This window comes from Candidatus Poriferisodalis sp., from assembly GCF_965205175.1.
GTDB lineage: Bacteria > Actinomycetota > Acidimicrobiia > Acidimicrobiales > Poriferisodalaceae > Poriferisodalis.
Map to the genome: position 1 here is coordinate 2,033,738 of NZ_OZ242038.1, position 18,890 is coordinate 2,052,627.

Consider the following 18,890-nt stretch of genomic DNA (forward strand, 5'->3'; position numbering starts at 1 on the left):
CGTGCAAGTGCCGGTGCAAGCGCCTGCGACTCCGATGCGAATGACTTGGACGGAAACGACTGGGTGCCGCGACCCAAGGCGCTGCGATCCGCTGCATGCCGCTTCTGCAACACAGGTCACAGGCCGTACCGTGGTGGCCCATGTCGATCGGATCTGCATCGGGAGGCGGTTCGCGGGTGCTGGCGGAGCTTCCGGCCGGGGAGCGTGTCGGCATCGCCTTCTCCGGCGGACTCGACACCTCCGCGGCCGTGGCGTGGATGGCCGAACGCGGCGTGCTCGTGCACGCGTACACCGCCGACCTAGGCCAGTACGACGAACCGGACCTGCCGAGCGTGCCGCAGCGAGCGCTGGACTACGGCGCTCACGCCGCCCGCTTGGTGGACTGCCGCGCGGAGCTGGTGCGCGAAGGCCTGATTGCGCTGCAGTGCGGCGCATTCCACATCTCCACCGCGGGCCGCACCTACTTCAACACCACGCCGCTAGGCCGCGCGGTGACGGGAACCATGCTGGTAACGGCCATGGCTGCCGACGGCGTCGACATCTGGGGTGACGGCTCGACCTACAAGGGCAACGACATCGAGCGCTTCTACCGCTACGGCCTGCTCGTCCACGCCGGGCTGCGCATCTACAAGCCGTGGCTGGACACTGCGTTCGTGGACGAGCTGGGCGGCAGAGCGGGCATGAGCGAGTACTTGGCGTCTCGCGACCTGCCGTACCGCGACCCCGCAGAGAAGGCCTACTCCACCGACGCCAACATCTGGGGAGCAACCCATGAGGCGAAACGCCTCGAGGACTTGGCGACCTCGATGGAGATCGTCGAGCCGATCATGGGCGTGGCCCATTGGGACCCTGCCGTGGAGATCGAAGCCGAGGACGTCACGGTGCGGTTCGCGGACGGATGGCCGGTAGCAGTCGGCCAGGTCGGCCCATCGGCATCCGGCAACTCGGCACTTGGCAACTCGGGCGATGACCGTGTTGCGCTGGTGATCGAGGCCAATGCCGTCGCAGGTCGCCACGGACTCGGCATGAGCGATCAGATCGAGAACCGGGTGATCGAGGCCAAGTCGCGGGGCGTCTACGAGGCCCCAGGAATGGCGCTGCTGCACATCGCTTACGAGCGTCTGCTGTCGGCGATGCACAACGAGGCCACGCTGGAGAACTACCGCACGATGGGGCGGCACCTCGGACGGCTGCTGTACGAGGGGCGCTGGTTCGACCCGCAGGCGTTGATGCTGCGCGACTCGCTGCTGCGCTGGGTGGGTTCGAGCGTCACCGGCGAGGTCACGCTGCGGCTTCGGCGTGGCGACGACTACTCGGTGATGGACACGTCCGGTCCTAGGCTGACCTACGCGCCGGAGCGGCTGTCGATGGAGCGTGTGTCCGACGCAGCATTCGGCCCGGCGGACAGAATCGGCCAGCTCACCATGGCCAACTTGGACATCGCCGACAGCCGCGCCAAGCTCGCCGCGTACCGCGACTCAGGCCGCCTCGGTGCCGGAGGCATCCCCGAACTCGACGCTTGAGACTCCGACTTACTGAGACCCCGACTTACGTGGTCGGGCGGCTGGCGCGGAAGTTGTCGATGATGCGGTTGAAGGTGGGGCTCGGGCGCATGGCGGCTTCGGCGAGCGCTGGGTCGGGCAGGTAGTAGCCGCCGAGATCCACCGGACCGCCTTGGCAGTCCACGAGCTCGGCCACGATCTGCTGCTCATGGTTGGCCAGAGCGTTGGCCAGCGGCGCGAACTGTTCGGCTAGCGCTGCGTCGGCGTCTTGACGGGCCAACTCCGCGGCCCAATGTCGAGCGAGGTGGAAGTGGCTGGCGCGGTTGTCGGGTTCGTGGACCCGCCGGCTCGGGGCGCGGCCTTCGGCCAGCCACGTGCCGATTGCAGCGTCGAGGGTGTCAGCGAGCAGCTGTGCCGCCGGATTCTCCGCAACCCGCGCCAGATGCTCGAGCGACACGGCAAGCGCCAGGAACTCGCCCAGGCTGTCCCAGCGCAGGTGGTTCTCGGCCACCATCTGCTGCACGTGCTTGGGGGCCGAACCGCCTGCGCCCGTCTCGAACAGCCCGCCGCCGGCCATGAGCGGCACGACCGAGAGCATCTTGGCCGAGGTGCCCAGCTCGAGGATCGGGAACAAGTCGGTGTTGTAGTCGCGTAGCACGTTGCCGGTGACCGAGATGGTGTCTTCGCCGCGCCGGATGCGTTCCAAGGAGAAACGGCACGCTTCGGCGGGCGCCAGCGTGCTGATGTTCAGTTCGCCGACAGAGGGATCCTCGGACCTGCGCTCAGCGAGCTGGGCATCGACCTTGCTGATGAGCTGCGCGTCGTGAGGCCGATCGGCATCCAGCCAGAACACCACCGCTGCGCCGGTGAGCCGGCCGCGCTGAACGGCCAAGTCCACCCAGCTGGCGACGGCCGCGTCGTTGGTGGTACACATGCGCCAGATGTCGCCTGCGGCCACCTGATGGCTCATCAGCACGTCGCCGGACTCGGTGACGACTCGCATCGTTCCTGCCTCGTCCACCTCGTAGGTCTTGTCGTGACTGCCGTACTCCTCGGCCTTTTGCGCCATGAGCCCGACGTTGGGTACTGAGCCCATCGTGGTGGGGTCGTACGCGCCATTGGCCCGGCAGTCGTCGATCACCGCCTGGTAGACGGCTGCGTAGCTGGAGTCCGGGATGACGGCTTTGGCGTCTTGCTGGCGGCCCTGCGCATTCCACATCTGCCCGGAGGCCCGGATCATCGCCGGCATGGAAGCGTCCACGATGACATCGCTGGGCACGTGCAGGTTCGTGATGCCGCGGTCTGAGTCGACCATGGCCAAGCCAGGGCGTTCGGCGAGCGTGGCTGCGATGTCTGCTTCGATGGCCTCGCGCTGCTCGACTGGCAGCGACTCCGCCGCGGACAGCACGTTGGCCCAGCCGTCGTCGGGGTCCGCGCCGGACGCAGCGAGAGCATCGCCGTGTCGGGAGAACACCGGCGCGAAGAACGCTCGCACGGCGTGGCCGAACACGATCGGGTCCGACACCTTCATCATGGTGGCCTTGAGATGCAGCGAGAAGAGCAGGCCCGACGAGCGGGCGTCGGCAATCTGATGCTCGAGGAACGTGCGCAGCGCAGCCACCGACATGTACGTGGAGTCCACGACATCGCCGACGCTCACGCGCACCTTGCGCATCAGCCGCACGCGACCCTCGGCGTCCACATGCTCGATGCTCAGCGAGCCGTCGGCGGCCATGGTCGCCGACTGCTCGTTCGAGCGGAAATCGCCGCTGGACATGGTCGCCACGTGACTGCGGCTCGCCGGGGACCAAGCGCCCATCGAATGCGGGTACTGGCGGGCGTACTCCTTGACGGCGCGGGGTGCGCGGCGGTCCGAGTTGCCTTCGCGCAGCACCGGGTTCACCGCTGAGCCCTTGACACTGTCGTAGCGCTCGCGGGCATCCCGCTCGACGGCATCTGCGGGGTCGTCGGGGTAGTCCGGCACCGCGTAGCCCTTGGACTGCAGCTCCGCGATGGCTGCCTTCAGCTGGGGCACCGAAGCTGAGATGTTGGGCAGCTTGATGATGTTGGCGTCGCGGTGCTGGGTCCACAGGCCGAGTTCGGCGAGCGCATCGTTGACGCGTTGGCCAGGTGCCAGAGCGTCGCCGAACGCAGCGATGATGCGGCCCGCCAGTGAGATGTCGCGAGTCTCGACATCGACGCCGACTGCATCAGTGAACGCCGTGATGATCGGCAGCAGCGAATAGGTCGCCAGTGCCGGTGCCTCGTCAGTGTGGGTGTAGACGATCCTCGAACTCGCGCCTCGTGCGTCTGTGTGCTGGAGCGAGGAGGTCAGCGACATACCGTGGTGACGCTACCGCCGCGGTGCATCGGCGTCAGCCCATTGCTTTCCCGGCGGCAGAGCCTCCGGCCAAGCGGCCGAACACGGCGCCGGCGGTGAGGCCCGACCCGCCGGGGTAGTTGCCGCAGAACAGGCCGCCCACCAGCTCTCCTGCGGCGTAGAGGCCGCTGATCGGTCGCAGATCGGTGTCCATGACGCAGCCGCTCTCGTCGATGCGCAGCCCGCCGAAGGTGAACGTCAGCCCGCAGGTCACTCGGAACGCGGTGAACGGCGGCGTCTCGATCGGCATCGCCCAGTTGGTCTTGTCGGGGCGCAGGCCGCTCGTGCGGCGGCCGTCGAGCACGTTGGGGTCGAACGGCACGCCGCGGTCGACGGCGCTATTGAACTCCCGAATCGTGTGCAGCGCCGATTCGGCATGCACGCCTTCCATGCGAGCGCAGAGTTCCTCCAAGCTGTCGCCAGTGACCTTGGTGACCTGGCGAATGCGGTACTCATCGCGCAGCAGATGAGCGACGCCGACGTCGAACACTTGCCAAGCCGAGTGCCCCGGTTGGGCCAGGATCTCACGCCCGTAGCGCGCGTAAGTGTAGTTGCGGAAGTCGGCGCCCTCATCGACGAAGCGCAGGCCGCGCTGGTTCAGCATGATCCCGAACGGGTAGCTGTGCTTCTGGAAGCCGTCCCCGACAGCCAAGTCGCCGAATTCGGGCGCGTTGTAGTCCCACGCCACCGCGTGCGCGCCGCTCCAGTTGCCGTGCGGCATGGCACCGACATCCAACGCCATCCTGATGCCGTCACCGGTGTTGAAGCGACTGCCGCGCACCTTGGCGAGATCCCAGCCGGGACCCAGATAGCGGGTACGCCATTCGGCGTTCGCCTGAAAGCCGCCTGACGCCAGCACCACAGCGCCGGCTGCCACCTCGACCGTGCGTCCGGGCCGGCGGATACCGATGCCGCGCACACGGCCCGCTTCGTCGAGCATCAGCCGGTGTCCGGCCGCCTCGTGCCAGAGTTCGATCCCGTTGCTGGCCATCGCCGCTCGCAAAGCCGCCACCAGTCCCTCGCCGCCGCCCACGGCCTCCACCGTGAGGCCGCCCCAGAACCTGAAGCGTCCGTCCACCTTGAAGGCCTGACGTCCCCAGATCGGCGCGAAGCGCACGCCGTGGCTCGCCATCCACAACAAGGTGTCCTTGCTGCGGTTCACCAGCGTGCTCGCTAGGTCGGGGTCGCAGCGATAGTCGGTGACGCGGCCGAGATCGGCGAAGAACTCGTCCTCGGTGTAGGCGCCGAAGTCCGTCATCGCGACTTCGGCGTCGGTCAGGTCGGGCATCAGCGCGCGCAGGTCGGCAACACCGTCGTAGGCGAAGCGCACCGCGCCGGCGGTGAAGCGGCTGTTGCCGCCTGCTTCTGTGTCGCCGGCACGCTCGAGCACCAGCACCCGAGCGCCGCCCTCGTGCGCTGCGAGCGCTGCGCACATCGCGGCGTTGCCTGCGCCGACCACCACCACGTCGTAGCGTTCGCTCGGGGTAGGTGCTGCCGACGGATTGGGCGGTCCCGTCGGTGTGCTCACGACGGGCGAGGCTAGGTCAGCTGCGGTAGGCGTCGCCGTCGGCGCAGCACCTACGCTGCGGTGATGAGCGAGACCCGTACAGCAGACGCGGCTGCAGATACAGCTGCTGGCGCGAGTGGGGACGAAGCAGCGGTTTCTGGGGTCGACGCAAGCGGGCCGGTGATCATCGACCACGAGCGTTTGGCGGACTTCATCGCCGAGATCTTCCGCCACGCAGGCTGCTCGGACGCCGAATCGGTTCGCATCGGCACCAGCTTGGTCGGCGCCAATCTTGCCGGTCACGACAGCCACGGCGTCATCCGCTCGGCGCTCTACGTGGAACTGCTGGCGGGTGGCGTGCAAGTCGCCGATCAGCGCATCGAGGTGCTGATCGACTCCGGCGCGCTGATGCTGGTGGACGGCAAGTACGGCATGGGCCAGACCGTCGGGCCTGCAGCGGTGCAGCTGGGCATCGAGCGCTGCACCGAGCTCGGCGTCGCGGTGGTCGGGCTGCGCAACGCAGGACACCTCGGTCGCATCGGCGAGTACGCGGAGATGGCCGCCGACGAGGGCTTGGTCTCGATGCATTTCGTGAACGTCGCGAACAGCCGGCTCGTCGCGCCCTTCGGCGCCAAGTCGCGCCGCATGGGCACCAATCCGTGCGCGTTCGGCGCACCCGTGGCGGGCCGCCGTCCGGTGATTCACGACTTTGCCACGTCGGTGGTAGCCGAGGGCAAGGCCATGGTCGCCCTGCACGGCGGCCCGGCTGTCCCCGACAACGCCTTGGTGTCCGGCGACGGCGAGATCACTGGCGACCCGCGGGTGCTCTATTCGTTCGCCGAGGGCCAGCGGCCGAACTCGATGAACGGCGCAGGCGCTCTGCGCGCAATGGGCGAGCACAAGGGTTCGGGGATCGCCGTCATGTGCGAACTGCTGGCCGGTGCGCTCACCGGCACCGGCACGGCGGGACCCCGCCGCGTTCGCTTCGCGAACGGGATGCTGTCGGTCTACATCGACCCGGCCCGAGTCGACACCGCCGCCGGCGCGACCGACCTGGGCTACGACGACATCGCAGCGGCGTACCTCGACTGGTTCTGTGAGGCCGACGCCATCGATGCTCAGCGTCCCGTGCAGCTGCCGGGTGACGTCGAGCACGAGCGGCGCCAGCAGCGCATGGCCGCCGGCATCACGCTGCCCGCTGAGACCTGGGAGAGCATCTGCAGCGGCGCCCGCGCCGCAGGCGTACCCGAAGCGTCGATCGCTTCGGCGGTCCGCGCTATGCCGCCCGGCGCGGTGAGTACGCTGCAGCAGGCTTGAGCGCATGGGCGCTTGGGCACTTGCAAGGCTCGCCCAGCGTCATCGGGCAATGTCGAACTGGCAATACCGAATAGAGCCGCGAATGGAGTGCCGGTGACTGACAAGCCCGACCCGTTCACGGTCCCGTTCGGGACCATCTTCTGCGACTGGATGACCACAGCGCGTGCCGACGGCGGCACCTACTGCTACCGCGGCGAAGCAGAGCCGTTCGGCGATTTCTCGATCAGCCCCGCCGCCCATGTGCTGCACTACGGCAGTGCCATCTTCGAAGGACTCAAGGCGCATCGGCAAACGGACGGGTCATTGGCGATCTTCCGGCTGGACCGCCATGTGGAACGCATGGTGTCCAGCGCCGAGCGACTACGGCTGCCGGCCGTCGATCCGGGCGGCCTGCATCGGATGGTCGTCGATGCGGTCGAAGCCAACGCCGCTGAGGTGCCCGATCCGCCCGGATCGCTCTACATCCGCCCGACGCTGATCGGCACCGAGCCCGACATCGGAGCTGCGGCGCGGCCGACCCGCAGCGCGCTGCTGTATGTCGTGAACTGTCCGGTCGGCGATTACTTCAAGGGCGGGGTACGGCCCTTGACGTTGCTGGTGGAAACCGAGATTCCCCGCACGGTGCCTCAGTTCGGCATGGTCAAGTGCGGCGGCAACTACGCCATGGCGCTCGCACCCACGCTGGATGCCATGGCAGGCAACGAGGCGATTGACCAGATGCTGTTCGCCACCGGCGGCGACATCACCGAAACCGGAGCATCCAACTTCTTTCTGGCCGACGACGACCGGGTGGTGACGCGCCACCTCGACGAGTCGTTCCTGCACGGCGTCACCCGTGCGTCGGTGCTCGAGCTGGCCGAGTCGTTGGGCTACTCGGTCGAGGAGCGCTCCATCGCTCCGGAAGAGTTGGTCGAATGGGCACAGCACGGCGAAGCCTTCTTGTCGGGAACAGCCGCAGTGCTGGCGCCGGTGGGCACGATCCTGTCTGCGGACCAGACGCTCACCGTGGGCGACGGACAGCCGGGCCGCAACACCATGCGGCTGCGCCAAGCACTCGTGGACATCCAAGTCGGCGCCGCGCCCGACCCCTTCGGCTGGCGCACGCCGGTGAAGGGCTGAGCCACCTCAGCCGCCTGGCGCTGCTGGCGGTGGGTCAGAGGCGGCTGACGGCATCGCCGACGCGGACCGTGCCGGGTTGAATGACACGGCAGTTGATCCCGCGTAGACGCAGCTCGCGGCCCTCGCCCGTGTTCACGAATCGCAGGGCATCGCGTCCGAACCGCGCCGCGAATTTCGCGCAGCCCTGATGGGGCTCGACGGCGACTTCCACTACGGCCTCGCCGACTGCGAGGTGCGTGCCTGCGGGCAGTGAGCCGTGTGCGAGGTGGAGGTCTGCATAGATCTGGTCTCCCGCCAGCGGCCAACGCTCGATCGGGCCGATGATGGCCTGCGCGGCACGCGCATTCATGATGGTGAGCTGCTTGTTCGGATGCGGACCTCCGTCCGGCGACGACGACGAGCCGCGCTGGTTCCAGCTGTCGCCTTCGATGCCGTGGGTGAGGCTGATGCGGGCTTCGTCCAGCACTTCACGGGAGTCCTCGACAGGTCGACGGGCGATGAGCCGGATGACCCCGCTGTCGTCAGGAGACTCGCGAATGTGAGCGAGCGCGGCCTCCAGCTCGTCCGCGCTGCGGTGGCGCGCAGCATTGGCATCGTCACCAGCGGCGGCGGCATGGTCCTTGGCTGACGTGTTCATCTTCGCGGTACCTCGATGTTGCGTGCTCCGCATGATGCTTGATCCAGCTCGTGCTTGAGCCGGCACGGCCTTGTCCGCACGTATCGGAGCGTCAGCAGATTCAAGCATGTCCTCGAGTGTTGAGGAGGCCGGCAGCGGTACCGTGCGGGCGTGGCGAGCGGCGATCAGCGTGCTGGCAAGCCGCCCGCGGGCTCGGGTGCGGGCCTGCGAGTCGGCATCGTTCGGGCGGCATGGAACTCCGGCATTGTGGATCGGCTCGCAGCCGGCGTGCAGCGCGGCCTGGCCGACCTCGGTGTGTGCGAGACCACCGAGGTCTCGGTGCCCGGGTGCTTCGAGATCCCCTTGGCTGCTCAGATGCTTGCCCGCAGCGGCCGAGTGGACGCGATCGTCGCCATCGGGGCCGTGATCCGGGGCGACACCACGCACTACGAGCTGGTCAGCGAAGGCGCAGCGAGCGGCCTCATGGCAGTGCAGCTGGCGACCGAGGTGCCCATTGGATTCGGGCTCGTCACCGTAGAGAACCACCAGCAGGCGCTAGTCCGCAGCTACGTGCCGCGTACCGCCGTCGCAGGCGATGCCGCCGCCGGCCGCAGCAGCGCGGAGCGTCCGAAACCAGCACCAGGACCGGGTGAGCACAACGTCGGCGAGGAGGCTGCCTGCGTGGCAGTCACGATGGCGCTGCTTGCGCGCGACATCGCCTCGGCCGATTCAGTTCGCTAGCCGGGTCTCACCCAGCTAGACGGGGTCGGGGCGCATGCGCACGAGCACTTTGCCGACGGCTTCTCGTTCGTCGAGCAGCCGGTAGGCCTCCGCGCTCTGCTCGAAGGGCAGCACCTGTCCGATCGGGGGCCGCACCGCGCCCGAGACGATCATCGGCAGCAGACGCTCGTGGATGCGGGCGGGAATGGCCGGGTCGGCAGCCACGGCCTCGCCCCACGCAGCGCCGATCACGCTCACGTTGCGCAGCAGCAGTCGATTCACCTTCACCGTCGGAATCTCGCCGGCGGCGAATCCCACCACCACGAGCCGTCCGAAGCGCGCCAGCGCCCGGATGCCGTCGAGGAAGCGATCCCCGCCGACGGGATCGTAGGTCATATCGACACCGCGACCCGCAGTCAGCTCGCGGACCTCGTCCTTCCAGCCGTCGCCGACGAGCACGATGTGGTCTGCGCCGGCCGCCTTGGCCACCTCGCCCTTGTCCTGCGTCGACACCAAGCCGATGACCGGCCCGGCGCCGACGCCCTTGGCCACTTGGATGCCCGAGGTGCCCACACCGCCGGAAGCGCCCAGCACCAGCACTGATTCGCCTTCGCGCAAGCCCGCCCGGTCGACCATGCAGAAGACCGCCGTCTGGTAGTTCATCACCAGCGCCGCGCCCTGCTCGAAGGAGAGCCGGCGGGGCAAGGCGAACAGATCACGAGGCCTGGCGGCTACGACTTCGGCCAAGCAGCCGCTCGACCACACGCAGACCCGGTCGCCGGGTGCGTAGCCCGAGTCGGCGGGAGCGCTGCGCACCACACCTGAGGCCTCGATCCCTGGCCGGAACGGCGGATCGGGCCGGTGCTGGTAGAGGCCTTGGCTCTGGAGCAGGTCGGGGAACGACACGCCGCCGCAGACGACATCGACAATGACCGATGCGGCACCCGCTTCGGCAACGGGTTCGGGGGCGTCGATTACGGCGACGCCCGAAGGCCCGGTCAGCGACTGCACTTCCAAAGCACGCATGGCAACACTGTTGCACAACGGGTGCCGACGTTCAGGCCGAACGCATGCCGTCTGCATCGATCTCGGCGAAGACGTTGCTGCGGCACGGCAGAGACAGCATCGATCCGCGTGAGCCGAGCATGGGGAGCGCATCGCAGGCCGCTGCTACTGTGGAGACCGACGTATTCCCGATTGGGGATGACTCCGTCAGGGTGACTCCGCGCACAGACGCCCAAGCGAAGCAGGGGGGGGCAATGCGGTACTACTCGTGCGACTCGCATGTGGTCGAAGCAGCCGAGATCTACGCGGGACTGACTGACCGTTACGGAGACCGAGCGCCGTTCATCAGCCAGAATCACGACGACAAGCCGGGCACGTGGCTCGTGCTGCCGGGCGGCGTCCGTCCCATACCGGTGGGCCGGCTCGGCATCGCCGGTGCCAGCCTGTCCGATCCTGCTACCCACGCCCGTATCGAACGCGGCTACGACGGCTTCAACCCCGGCGTGATGGATCCCACGGCGCGACTCGACGAGCAGGCGCAGGACGGCATCGTCGGGGAGGTCATGTACCCGAGCCTGTCCATGTTCACGTTTGCCATCGAGGACGACGAGGTGCGAGACGCTGCGTTCCGCAACCACAACGATTGGGTGCTCGACTACTGCTCGGTCGATCGCAACCGCCTCGTCGGCGTCGGCTGCTTGCCGCTGCCCGACGTGGAGCGGGCGATCGCCGAGATTGACCGCTCTGCGGGGTTGGGCGTACGAGGCTTCGCCATTCCGGCTCACGTCGACCCTGCCAAGCCCTACTCGCACCCCGACTTCGACCCGTTCTGGGCGCGTGCTCAGGAGTTCGGCGTGCCGTTGACCATGCACATCTTCACCGGCACCAGCTTCGACGGCGGCTTGCCGGAGCACTGGGGCACGCCTGGAGGTCACCTGAAGGGCTACACCTTGGCTCACACGACGGTGGCCAACACGGTGATCGACCTCATCTGCGGTGGCGTCGTGGAGCGATTCAGCGACCTGCGCTTCGTGTGCGCCGAGTACGAGACGGGCTGGGTCGGCCACTTCAAGCAGCGCCTCGACCATGCCGCGTACCGCACGCCGTGGGAGGTCTCCGACGAGCTCACCATGAAGCCGTCGGAGTACTTCGACCGGAACTTCTGGGTTACCTTCGAGGACGACGCCGAGGGCATCGCGACACGGCAGTCCATCGGCGTCGCCAACATGCTGTGGGGCAACGACTATCCGCACCACGATTCGATCTGGCCGAACTCGCGGCAGATACTCGACGAGCTTCTCTCAGAAGTTCCGGTTCACGAGAAAGAGCAGATGGTGTGGAGCAACGTGGTTGACCTCTACGGCTTGGATCCGGACAGCCTTCCGGCAGCTGCCTGAGTCCGAGCTGGCGGACCCGGCTGCTGGAGGCCCGGCTGCTGGCGGCTGCGCCGCGCTGTGCTTGTTGCTCGCGGCTACGCAGCGACGGGCGGCGCCAAGTGAGCCCGGATGGACGCAGCGACCAGTTCTCCCTGCTCCATCGGGCCGAAGTGGCTCAGCTCGGCGAACGCTTCGAGTCGCCCGTTGCCGAGCGCCTCGGCGATAGGTGCCGCCAGCTGCGGCGGACCGGAGTTCCACATAGCAGGCGAATCGCCGCGGGCGACGACGGTAGGGCAGGACACCGCGCCGAACAGCCGATAGTCAACGGGCCCGCCTGACTCAAAGATGCGAGCCTCGGTGTCGCCTGAGCACGACAGCCGCACCGCATCGTCGCCCGAGGGGTACGTGCCCAGCTCGACGTAGGCCCGCACTGCCGCTGGTTCGCACTGGGAGAAGGGCGGCTTGGAGACGAAACGGTCGTGGGCCTCGTCCACGGTGGCGAATCGCAGGCGCCGTCGTCTCGCTGCCACGACCAGCTCGTGATCGGTCTCGAGCACCGGGGAGCCGTCAGGGACCAGCACCGGCTCGTAGAGGTACAGGCCTCGGAAGGTGCCGGGCTGCTGCAGTTCAGCGAGGACCAAACAGGCAGCGCCCAGCGAGTGGCCCGCTGCAACCAACGGCTCGCCACCCAAGGCGTTCACCGCCGCGAGTATCTCCCCGGCGAGGCGCGACCGGTCTACGGACATCTGGTCGTGCTGTTGACGCGAGGCACCGTGACCGCGAAAGTCCAAGCCCCAGCATCGGAACGACTGCTGGAGGTGCGGCACCACGGTGGCCCACATGCCGGCGTTGAGGCCGTTGCCGTGCGTCAGCAGCAGCGGCGGCCCGCTTCCACCCAGATCGTGCAGTACAGCGTGCTCGCCGTCGGCGTGGGTGAGCCGCATCATCGCTGGATCACGCTAATGGTGCAGTTAGCTTGCGCGCATGAACTCCGCGGACCCAGGAATCGACACGATCGGCGCCGAGCACCGGCTGAGCGGCAAGGTGGCGGTCGTCACCGGTGCAAGTCGCGGCATCGGCGAAGCCTGCGCCCGTGTGCTCGACGCAGCCGGCGCACGGGTGGTGCTGACCGGTCGCACCACATCGGACCTCCAACGCGTCGCCGCTGGACTGCGGCACGATCCCGTCGTGGTGACGGCAGATCTCGCTCCCGCCGGCGCAGGCACAGACTTGGCTCGCCGAATACTCGACCAGGTGGACCGCGTGGACGTGCTGGTCAACAACGCCGGCATTCCCATGCGCCGCACCCCGGCTCAGCTCACCGAAGCAGACCTCGACCTGGTGTTCTCGATCAACGTGCGCTCGCTGGCCATGCTGAGCATCGCGCTCGCACCGTCGATGATCGCCGGCGGCGGCGGATCCGTCATCAACATCAGCTCCGTGGCCGGCGTCCACGGTCCGCTCGGCCGCGTCGCCTACGCCGGCACCAAAGGCGCCGTCGACGCCATGACCCGAGCGCTCGCAGCGGACTGGGGACCTCAAGGCATCCGCGTGAACTCGGTTGCACCCGGCCTGATCGCAACGGCGATCTGGGAGGAGGCACGCAGCACCGTGCCGGGCCTGATCGAGGACCTCGCCGGACAGATCGCCCTGAAACGCTGGGGTCTCAGCGACGACGTGGCCGACGTGGTGCTGTTCTTCGCCTCCGATGCCTCGCGTTACGTCACCGGTGAGACACTGGTCGTCGACGGCGGCATGGCGCGCGTGGCCGCGTCTTCCTCCCCGCCTGCGCTGCCCGAACTGGAAACCTGAGCGCGCCGGGCACACATCACCGGCACGCGCGGAAGGCGCCGGACCGAAGTCCGACGCCATCCGCAGGTGTCTGAATGTGCGTTGACGCCGGCGCCGCCATCAGCGTTGCTGAGCGGCCGCGCGACTTAGTGGGTTGAGCGGCTACGCAGCCGCGCGGGCTGCCGCGAGCCAAGCGTCGACTGTCGCCCGGTTATTGGCAATCCACTTGGTTGCCAAATCGGCCGGCTCAGCACCTTCGCCTTGCTCCACATTGGCCAGCGACACCTCGATCACCGACAGTTTGACCGCTTCGAGCAGTGCCTCTGCCGCTGGATTGGCGGCCAGAAACTCATTGTTCGCGGTGACCAGGATGTCCGCGGCCTCCCAGCCGATCGGACACAGACCGTCAGGATTGTCGGCGGCCGATGGGCACTGGTCCGGCCCGATAGCCGCGTAGCCGCCGGTGCCGTCGGCGCCGCGCTGCGAGTGTTCCTCACCGCCCTCGACGCCGGTCGGGTTGGAGTCGTCCAAGATCTCGTCGACCCCCATCCAGTAGACGTTGTCGCCCGGGCGCAACTGAGTGACGTACGCCGAGGGCGTCCACGTGTAGGCGACCATCGGCACGCCGCTGTTGGCTGAGTCCACCGCTTGGGCGAACATGGCGTCGTAGCCGGCAATGGTCTGTTGGAGGTTGTCCCAGCCGGAGAAAGCGATCTGGCTGGTGATGATGTTGTCGCAGGTCCACGACTCAGGGCAGCCGAAGATGTCGGCAACGCCGTTGCCCGGGTTGGGATCGGTCTCGTCGAAGGCAGCCAGCGCCTCGGCGTTGTCGTTCAGCGCATCCATCGTGTACACGCCGTACTCGTCCGCGAACGACTTGGTCACCAGGAAGCCCTGCAAGCCGCCGGCCATCATCTCTTCGCCCACCTTCGACAAGTGGTCGCCGACCAGCGTGCCGTCGGGCAGCTCGCCTGCCAGCCAGGTGTTGTGCCCCGGGTACCAGCTGTTGACCCAGAAGTCCATGTCGCCCTCGGCCATGGCGATGTAGGCATTGTTGGGTCCGAGTTCGAGTTCGGCTGGGTCGCTCACGTTGTAGCCGAGTTCCCCCAGCAGCTGTCGATACAGCTCGGCTTGGAAGTACCCGGTGTTCCAGTCGGCTCTACCCATGGTGACGTTGACGCCCTCGCCGGGAGTCATCGATTGCGCTGCACTTGTGGCCGGGGGAGCTTCCGTTGTCGCAGCCGGTGCTTGAGTATCGGCGGTTTCGTCGTCGTCACTGCCGCAAGCGGCTGCGAACAACGCGAATGCTGCGAGCAGCAGCATCCATCTGGTCAGTCGATGTGGTTTCATCTTGGATGTTCTCCGGTGTAGGCATTAGCTTTCGTGAAGCGCCGCGCCGGACGGTGGCCGCATACATCGGGCACCGGCTGTGCATGCGCGGTACCGTTGGCCCGACCGGCGGCGCACGTACGGCGCCAACGACCCGGTCGACGAGGACTCCTCGACAAGCACCGTAGTCGCATCAGCGCCGCACCCGCAACTTTGGGTGATCTGTGCGGCTTGGCTGCGCTTACAGGCTTGATGCAAGCGCACCCAGCGCGGTGCCGCGCCCAAGGCCTCGCTGCTGACCTGGCTCGGCTGTCTAGCCGGCACCGACGGGAATGTCGCCGTAGACCTTGTTCCGCTCGAACTCCGCCAGCGTGCTGCGGGACGCCGAGAACAAGGTCACGCCGGCAGTGAGCACGAACATCGCTCCGACGCCGGAGACGAAGTTGGCGTCGGCCACACGCACAATCGTGACGATCCACGCGAGGGGCACCACCGCGACACCCAGACCCAGCCCGGCCACCACGCTGCTCCAGCGGTAGCGGAACGTCTCGTCGATGCCGAGCAATCCGATGGCCGGCACGCTCAGCGCGAGTGCTGCGATGCCCGCGACGAGCGTCCAGATTCCTAGCCCTGCGCCCTCAGATTCGAAGCCGTCGTGGATGATGTCGCCCTGCCGCTGGGCTTGGGCGATCATCGCTGTGATGTCGGCAGCTTTCACTCCCTCGAGCGCGAGCTGCCGGCTCTGCTCTCGCCGCAGTTCCTGCGCTTGTACCTCGTCGCCTGCTGCTTCGGCTTCGTCAGCGGCAGTTGCAGCAGCACGTGCGGCGGCGGAAGCCTCGGCACCTTCGGCCGCAATGCGGTCGAGTTCGGCTTGCAGCTCGTCGTCGATGACCGACTCGGCGCGGGTGTCGAAACTCCAACCCGCATAGCCGCCCATCACCAGCAGCAGCACAGCGAACGACCCGCCGAGCAGGCGACCCCAGCTCACCGACGCCGGCAACGGCCGTCGCGCGCTCATCGGCGAGGACCACATCCACACGCAGGCACCTCCGACAGCGACGAGCGAGCCCACAGCTGCCACGAATACACCCGCGCCCAACGAGTAGATGCCTGACGCCGCGACGTCGTCGGGCGGTCTGGCAAACAGGTAGGCGACCGCCGGCACCAGCGATGCGAGCGAGAACACGAGGGCCCCGTGGGCCGACAGCCAGCGCGAGCCTTGGCCTGGCCGCAGCAGCGTGTTGAGCGCAGCGAACAGCGCCGCGGCACTCAGGATCGCCAGGAAGATGCCGAACCACGAGCCCCCGGACGCGGCGATGCCGTTGAAGCTGTTCGACACGAACGACGCAGTGCCGTCGCAGACCAGCGCTTCGCCATCGGCCGCTAACGGGTCCAGGGCGCCGGTCTGAACCCAGTTGCCCGAACACTGCTCGGTGCGCAGATCCGTGTCGGCCGAGCGCGCGTAGGCCGACACCAAGCCCGCATTGACGTTCCAGGGCATCGCCAGCGCGGCCAGCGCGACCACGGCGCCTGCTGCGGTGACGATCATGCCGGCTCGCTCTCGGCTGCTCGCCTGCACGAAGGCTTCGTCCGGCGTGTCGTCACCGGCGTCCGGCAGCGCTCGCGAAGCGTCGGCCTGCTGCGCTGCTTCGAGCAGCTTCTCCGGGGTGCGGCGGTTGCGCCACGCCGAAGCGATGCGGCTCAACAGGTTGCCCGAATCTCCTGCCTCGGGCTGGCTCAGGCGGTCCAGCACGACGGCGACCAAGAAGAACGCGAGACCACCGGAGCCGGCCTGTGCGATGTCGAGATTGGATATTGCCTGGAAGAGCAGCCGGCCGAGTCCGCCAGCGCCCATGATCGCGGCGATGCCGAGCATCGAGATGGCCAGCAGCAGCGTCTGGTTGAGCCCGGTCATCAACGCCGGCCGAGCCAACGGCAGCTGCACGTCCGTCAAGACCCGCCATTCCGGTGCGCCATAGGCGCGCGACGCTTCGACCACGTCTTCTGGCACCTGCCGAATGCCGAGATTCGTCAGCCGGATGAGCGGCGGCAGAGCGAACGTCATGGTCACCATCGTCGCTGAGACGAAGCCGACCCCGAAGAAGAAGATGAACGGCAGCATGTAGACGAAGGAGTGGACGACCTGCATGGCATCCAGCACCGGACGCACCACCTTCCACGCCCCGTCGACACGGCCGCACAGGATCCCGATGGGTATCCCGATGGCCACGCACAAGAGCACAGCCACGCCGATGAAGCCGATCGTCAGCGCTGTTTCGCGCCAGTAGGAATCGCCCAGCAGACCGCAGATGAGCAGGCCGAGGAAGGCCAGGAGTCCGACTTGGAAGTTGCGGAAGAACCATCCGAGCAGGAATACCGCGACGCACACGGTCAGCCACGACATCTGCAGGAGCCAATCGTCGACGATCACCTTGAGCAGCGTGCGGAACGGCCATTCGATGACCGCCAGCGTTGCCTTCATGTTGTTGTCCACCCAGAACACGACCTGCTCCACCCAGTCGCCGACTGGAATCTGCCAGCTGTCCAGCACCGTGTTCTGGCGCACCTGTGCAATGAGGCCCGACGAGCAGTCGACCAGACCGCCATCGGCGTCCACGATGGCGTCGCGGCACTCCACGGTGCCGTCGCCGCTGGGGAAGCGGCGAGTGCCCGACGCCACCACCTCGTCTGGTCTGATCCGATACCACCACATCACCACGAGTCCGACGAGTCCGCCGGTTGCCAGTCCGTAGCGGCGCCCGACGGCGCCCCCGAACAGCAGCAGCGCAGGCACGGCGAAGATCGCCACCAGCAGCGCCCATTCGATTCCCGTCGTCAGCCACTCGACCACCCGGTCGCCGGCTTCGGGTGCGGTGACGGTGTCGACGAACCGGTCGAAGAAGTGGCCGTTGTCGTCTTGCTCGCTGTCGGCCTGGGCGAGCAGTGCTGCGGCGCTCACATGAACACCTCCCGCTCGAAGCCGTCTATGAGCTGCTCGACGCGACCCATTTCCTCCATGATGAGATGGGGATCCAGATTGCCGACCAGGGTGCCGTCATCATCGACCACTGCGATGGAGAGTCCACGGCCCGCCGCGGCGTACATCTCGTTCAAGGTGGCGTCCGGGCTGCACTTGTCGAAATCCGTGCGCAGCGCCTTCTTGAGGTCGTTGCTGCCCATGCCCCGGGCGCGCAGTCCGTCGGCTGCCGTCAGCAGCGATACCGGCTTGCCGGCGGCATCGCAGCAGAAGCGTCCCGCGATCTCGTGTACTCGGTCGAGCGCGTCGCTGAGCGAGATGTCCGAGGGAATCGGCTGCGGGTCCGACATCACCTCGTGGACCTTGATCACCCGGCCTTGGTCCACGTCCTGAACGAACTCCGCCACATAGCCGGTCGCGGGCTCGGTGAGAATCTCCTCCGGCGTGCCGATCTGCACCACTGCGCCGTCCTTCATGATGCACACCCGGTCGCCGATGCGCAGCGCTTCGTTGAGGTCGTGCGTGATGAACAGGATCGTCTTGTGGACTTCGGCTTGGATGTCCATCATCTCGTCCTGCATCTGCCGCCGGATCAGCGGGTCGAGCGCGCTGAACGCCTCGTCCATGAGGAGGATGTCCGGATCTGAGGCCAGCGCCCGCGCCAAGCCGACACGCTGTTGCATGCCGCCGGAGAGCTGCGCGGGCCTGTGGCCGGCAAATGCCGCGAGGCCTACCAGCGACAGCGCTCGCATCGCTGCCTCGTTGCGCTTGGCCCGGTCCACCTTCTGCACTTTGAGCCCGTAGCCGACGTTGTCGAGCACCTTGCGGTGCGGGAACAGGGCGAAGTGTTGGAAGACCATACCCATCTTCTCCCGCCGGAACGCCTGCAGGTCGGTGCCGTCGAGCTGCTGGACGTCGACGCCGTCGACGAGCACTTCGCCGTGCGTCACGTCGTGCAGCTTGTTGACGGTGCGGATGGCGGTGGACTTGCCAGAGCCCGACAGTCCCATCACCACGAAGATCTCGCCGCGCTTCACTGAGAAGGTCACGTCGGTGAGGCCCACGACGTGGCCCGAGAGCCGCTGCACGTCGTTCTTGGGCACACCGGAGCGGGCCAGTTCGAACGCTCGGCCACGTGGTTGAGGCCCGAAGATCTTGTACACCTCGTTCAGGCGGATGATCTCCTCGTCCTGCGTCTCGTTGGCTGCGATGTGGCTGTTGCCAGCGACGTTGTTCATCTGGTCTCCCGTC

The 18,890-nt window shown here is 67.4% G+C and carries 14 protein-coding genes; 6 read left to right on the plus strand and 8 right to left on the minus strand.

Annotation, left to right across the window (positions count from 1 at the left end; translation table 11 throughout):
* Positions 1-140 precede the first annotated feature (140 nt).
* The gene (argG, locus tag ACOGI4_RS08840) at positions 141-1,523 is read left to right on the plus strand and encodes an argininosuccinate synthase (protein WP_419841308.1); all 1,383 of its coding nucleotides are present in this window, start codon (positions 141-143) and stop codon (positions 1,521-1,523) included.
* A 25-nt stretch (positions 1,524-1,548) separates the two neighbouring features.
* Here argG and ACOGI4_RS08845 read toward each other — a convergent pair whose 3' ends face one another.
* Positions 1,549-3,843: an NADP-dependent isocitrate dehydrogenase gene (locus ACOGI4_RS08845; protein WP_419841309.1), complete on the minus strand. Its 2,295-nt coding sequence runs from the start codon at positions 3,841-3,843 to the stop codon at positions 1,549-1,551.
* A gap of 34 nt (positions 3,844-3,877) precedes the next feature.
* Positions 3,878-5,317, minus strand: coding sequence for an FAD-dependent tricarballylate dehydrogenase TcuA (tcuA, locus tag ACOGI4_RS08850; RefSeq protein WP_419843120.1), 1,440 nt, complete (start codon positions 5,315-5,317; stop codon positions 3,878-3,880).
* 156 nt (positions 5,318-5,473) lie between these two features.
* Between tcuA and ACOGI4_RS08855 the strand changes: the two genes are divergently transcribed.
* Positions 5,474-6,706 carry an Ldh family oxidoreductase gene (locus ACOGI4_RS08855; protein ID WP_419841310.1) on the plus strand — a complete coding sequence of 411 codons (1,233 nt, stop codon included), beginning with the start codon at positions 5,474-5,476 and terminating at the stop codon, positions 6,704-6,706.
* Between the two features lie 93 nt (positions 6,707-6,799).
* Entirely contained in the window at positions 6,800-7,825 is a 1,026-nt protein-coding gene (locus ACOGI4_RS08860) for a branched-chain amino acid aminotransferase (protein WP_419841311.1), read from the plus strand.
* A gap of 34 nt (positions 7,826-7,859) precedes the next feature.
* Here ACOGI4_RS08860 and ACOGI4_RS08865 read toward each other — a convergent pair whose 3' ends face one another.
* Positions 7,860-8,462, minus strand: a complete 603-nt coding sequence (locus tag ACOGI4_RS08865; RefSeq protein WP_419841312.1) for an MOSC domain-containing protein — start codon at positions 8,460-8,462, stop codon at positions 7,860-7,862.
* 150 nt (positions 8,463-8,612) lie between these two features.
* Between ACOGI4_RS08865 and ribH the strand changes: the two genes are divergently transcribed.
* Positions 8,613-9,182, plus strand: coding sequence for a 6,7-dimethyl-8-ribityllumazine synthase (ribH, locus tag ACOGI4_RS08870; protein ID WP_419841313.1), 570 nt, complete (start codon positions 8,613-8,615; stop codon positions 9,180-9,182).
* A gap of 15 nt (positions 9,183-9,197) precedes the next feature.
* Here the strand turns inward: ribH and ACOGI4_RS08875 are convergent, their stop codons facing one another.
* Complete coding sequence (locus ACOGI4_RS08875) at positions 9,198-10,187, minus strand: NADPH:quinone oxidoreductase family protein (RefSeq protein WP_419841314.1); 990 nt, start codon at positions 10,185-10,187, stop codon at positions 9,198-9,200.
* A 233-nt stretch (positions 10,188-10,420) separates the two neighbouring features.
* Here ACOGI4_RS08875 and ACOGI4_RS08880 point away from each other — a divergent pair, with 233 nt between their 5' ends.
* The gene (locus tag ACOGI4_RS08880) at positions 10,421-11,563 is read left to right on the plus strand and encodes an amidohydrolase family protein (protein ID WP_419841315.1); all 1,143 of its coding nucleotides are present in this window, start codon (positions 10,421-10,423) and stop codon (positions 11,561-11,563) included.
* 74 nt (positions 11,564-11,637) lie between these two features.
* Here the strand turns inward: ACOGI4_RS08880 and ACOGI4_RS08885 are convergent, their stop codons facing one another.
* Entirely contained in the window at positions 11,638-12,489 is an 852-nt protein-coding gene (locus ACOGI4_RS08885; RefSeq protein ID WP_419841316.1) for an alpha/beta fold hydrolase, read from the minus strand.
* Positions 12,490-12,526: 37 nt separating this feature from the next.
* Between ACOGI4_RS08885 and ACOGI4_RS08890 the strand changes: the two genes are divergently transcribed.
* Positions 12,527-13,354, plus strand: coding sequence for an SDR family NAD(P)-dependent oxidoreductase (locus tag ACOGI4_RS08890; RefSeq protein ID WP_419841317.1), 828 nt, complete (start codon positions 12,527-12,529; stop codon positions 13,352-13,354).
* A 141-nt stretch (positions 13,355-13,495) separates the two neighbouring features.
* Here ACOGI4_RS08890 and ACOGI4_RS08895 read toward each other — a convergent pair whose 3' ends face one another.
* The 3 genes from ACOGI4_RS08895 to ACOGI4_RS08905 form a co-directional block, all read right to left on the minus strand.
* Complete coding sequence (locus tag ACOGI4_RS08895) at positions 13,496-14,530, minus strand: glycine betaine ABC transporter substrate-binding protein (RefSeq protein ID WP_419841318.1); 1,035 nt, start codon at positions 14,528-14,530, stop codon at positions 13,496-13,498.
* Positions 14,531-14,975: 445 nt separating this feature from the next.
* On the minus strand, positions 14,976-17,621 hold the full coding sequence (locus ACOGI4_RS08900) for an ABC transporter permease (RefSeq protein WP_419841319.1): 2,646 nt from the start codon (positions 17,619-17,621) through the stop codon (positions 14,976-14,978).
* The gene (locus ACOGI4_RS08905; protein ID WP_419841320.1) at positions 17,618-18,877 is read right to left on the minus strand and encodes a quaternary amine ABC transporter ATP-binding protein; all 1,260 of its coding nucleotides are present in this window, start codon (positions 18,875-18,877) and stop codon (positions 17,618-17,620) included. Before ACOGI4_RS08905 ends, ACOGI4_RS08900 begins: the two co-directional genes overlap by 4 nt.
* Positions 18,878-18,890: the final 13 nt, after the last annotated feature.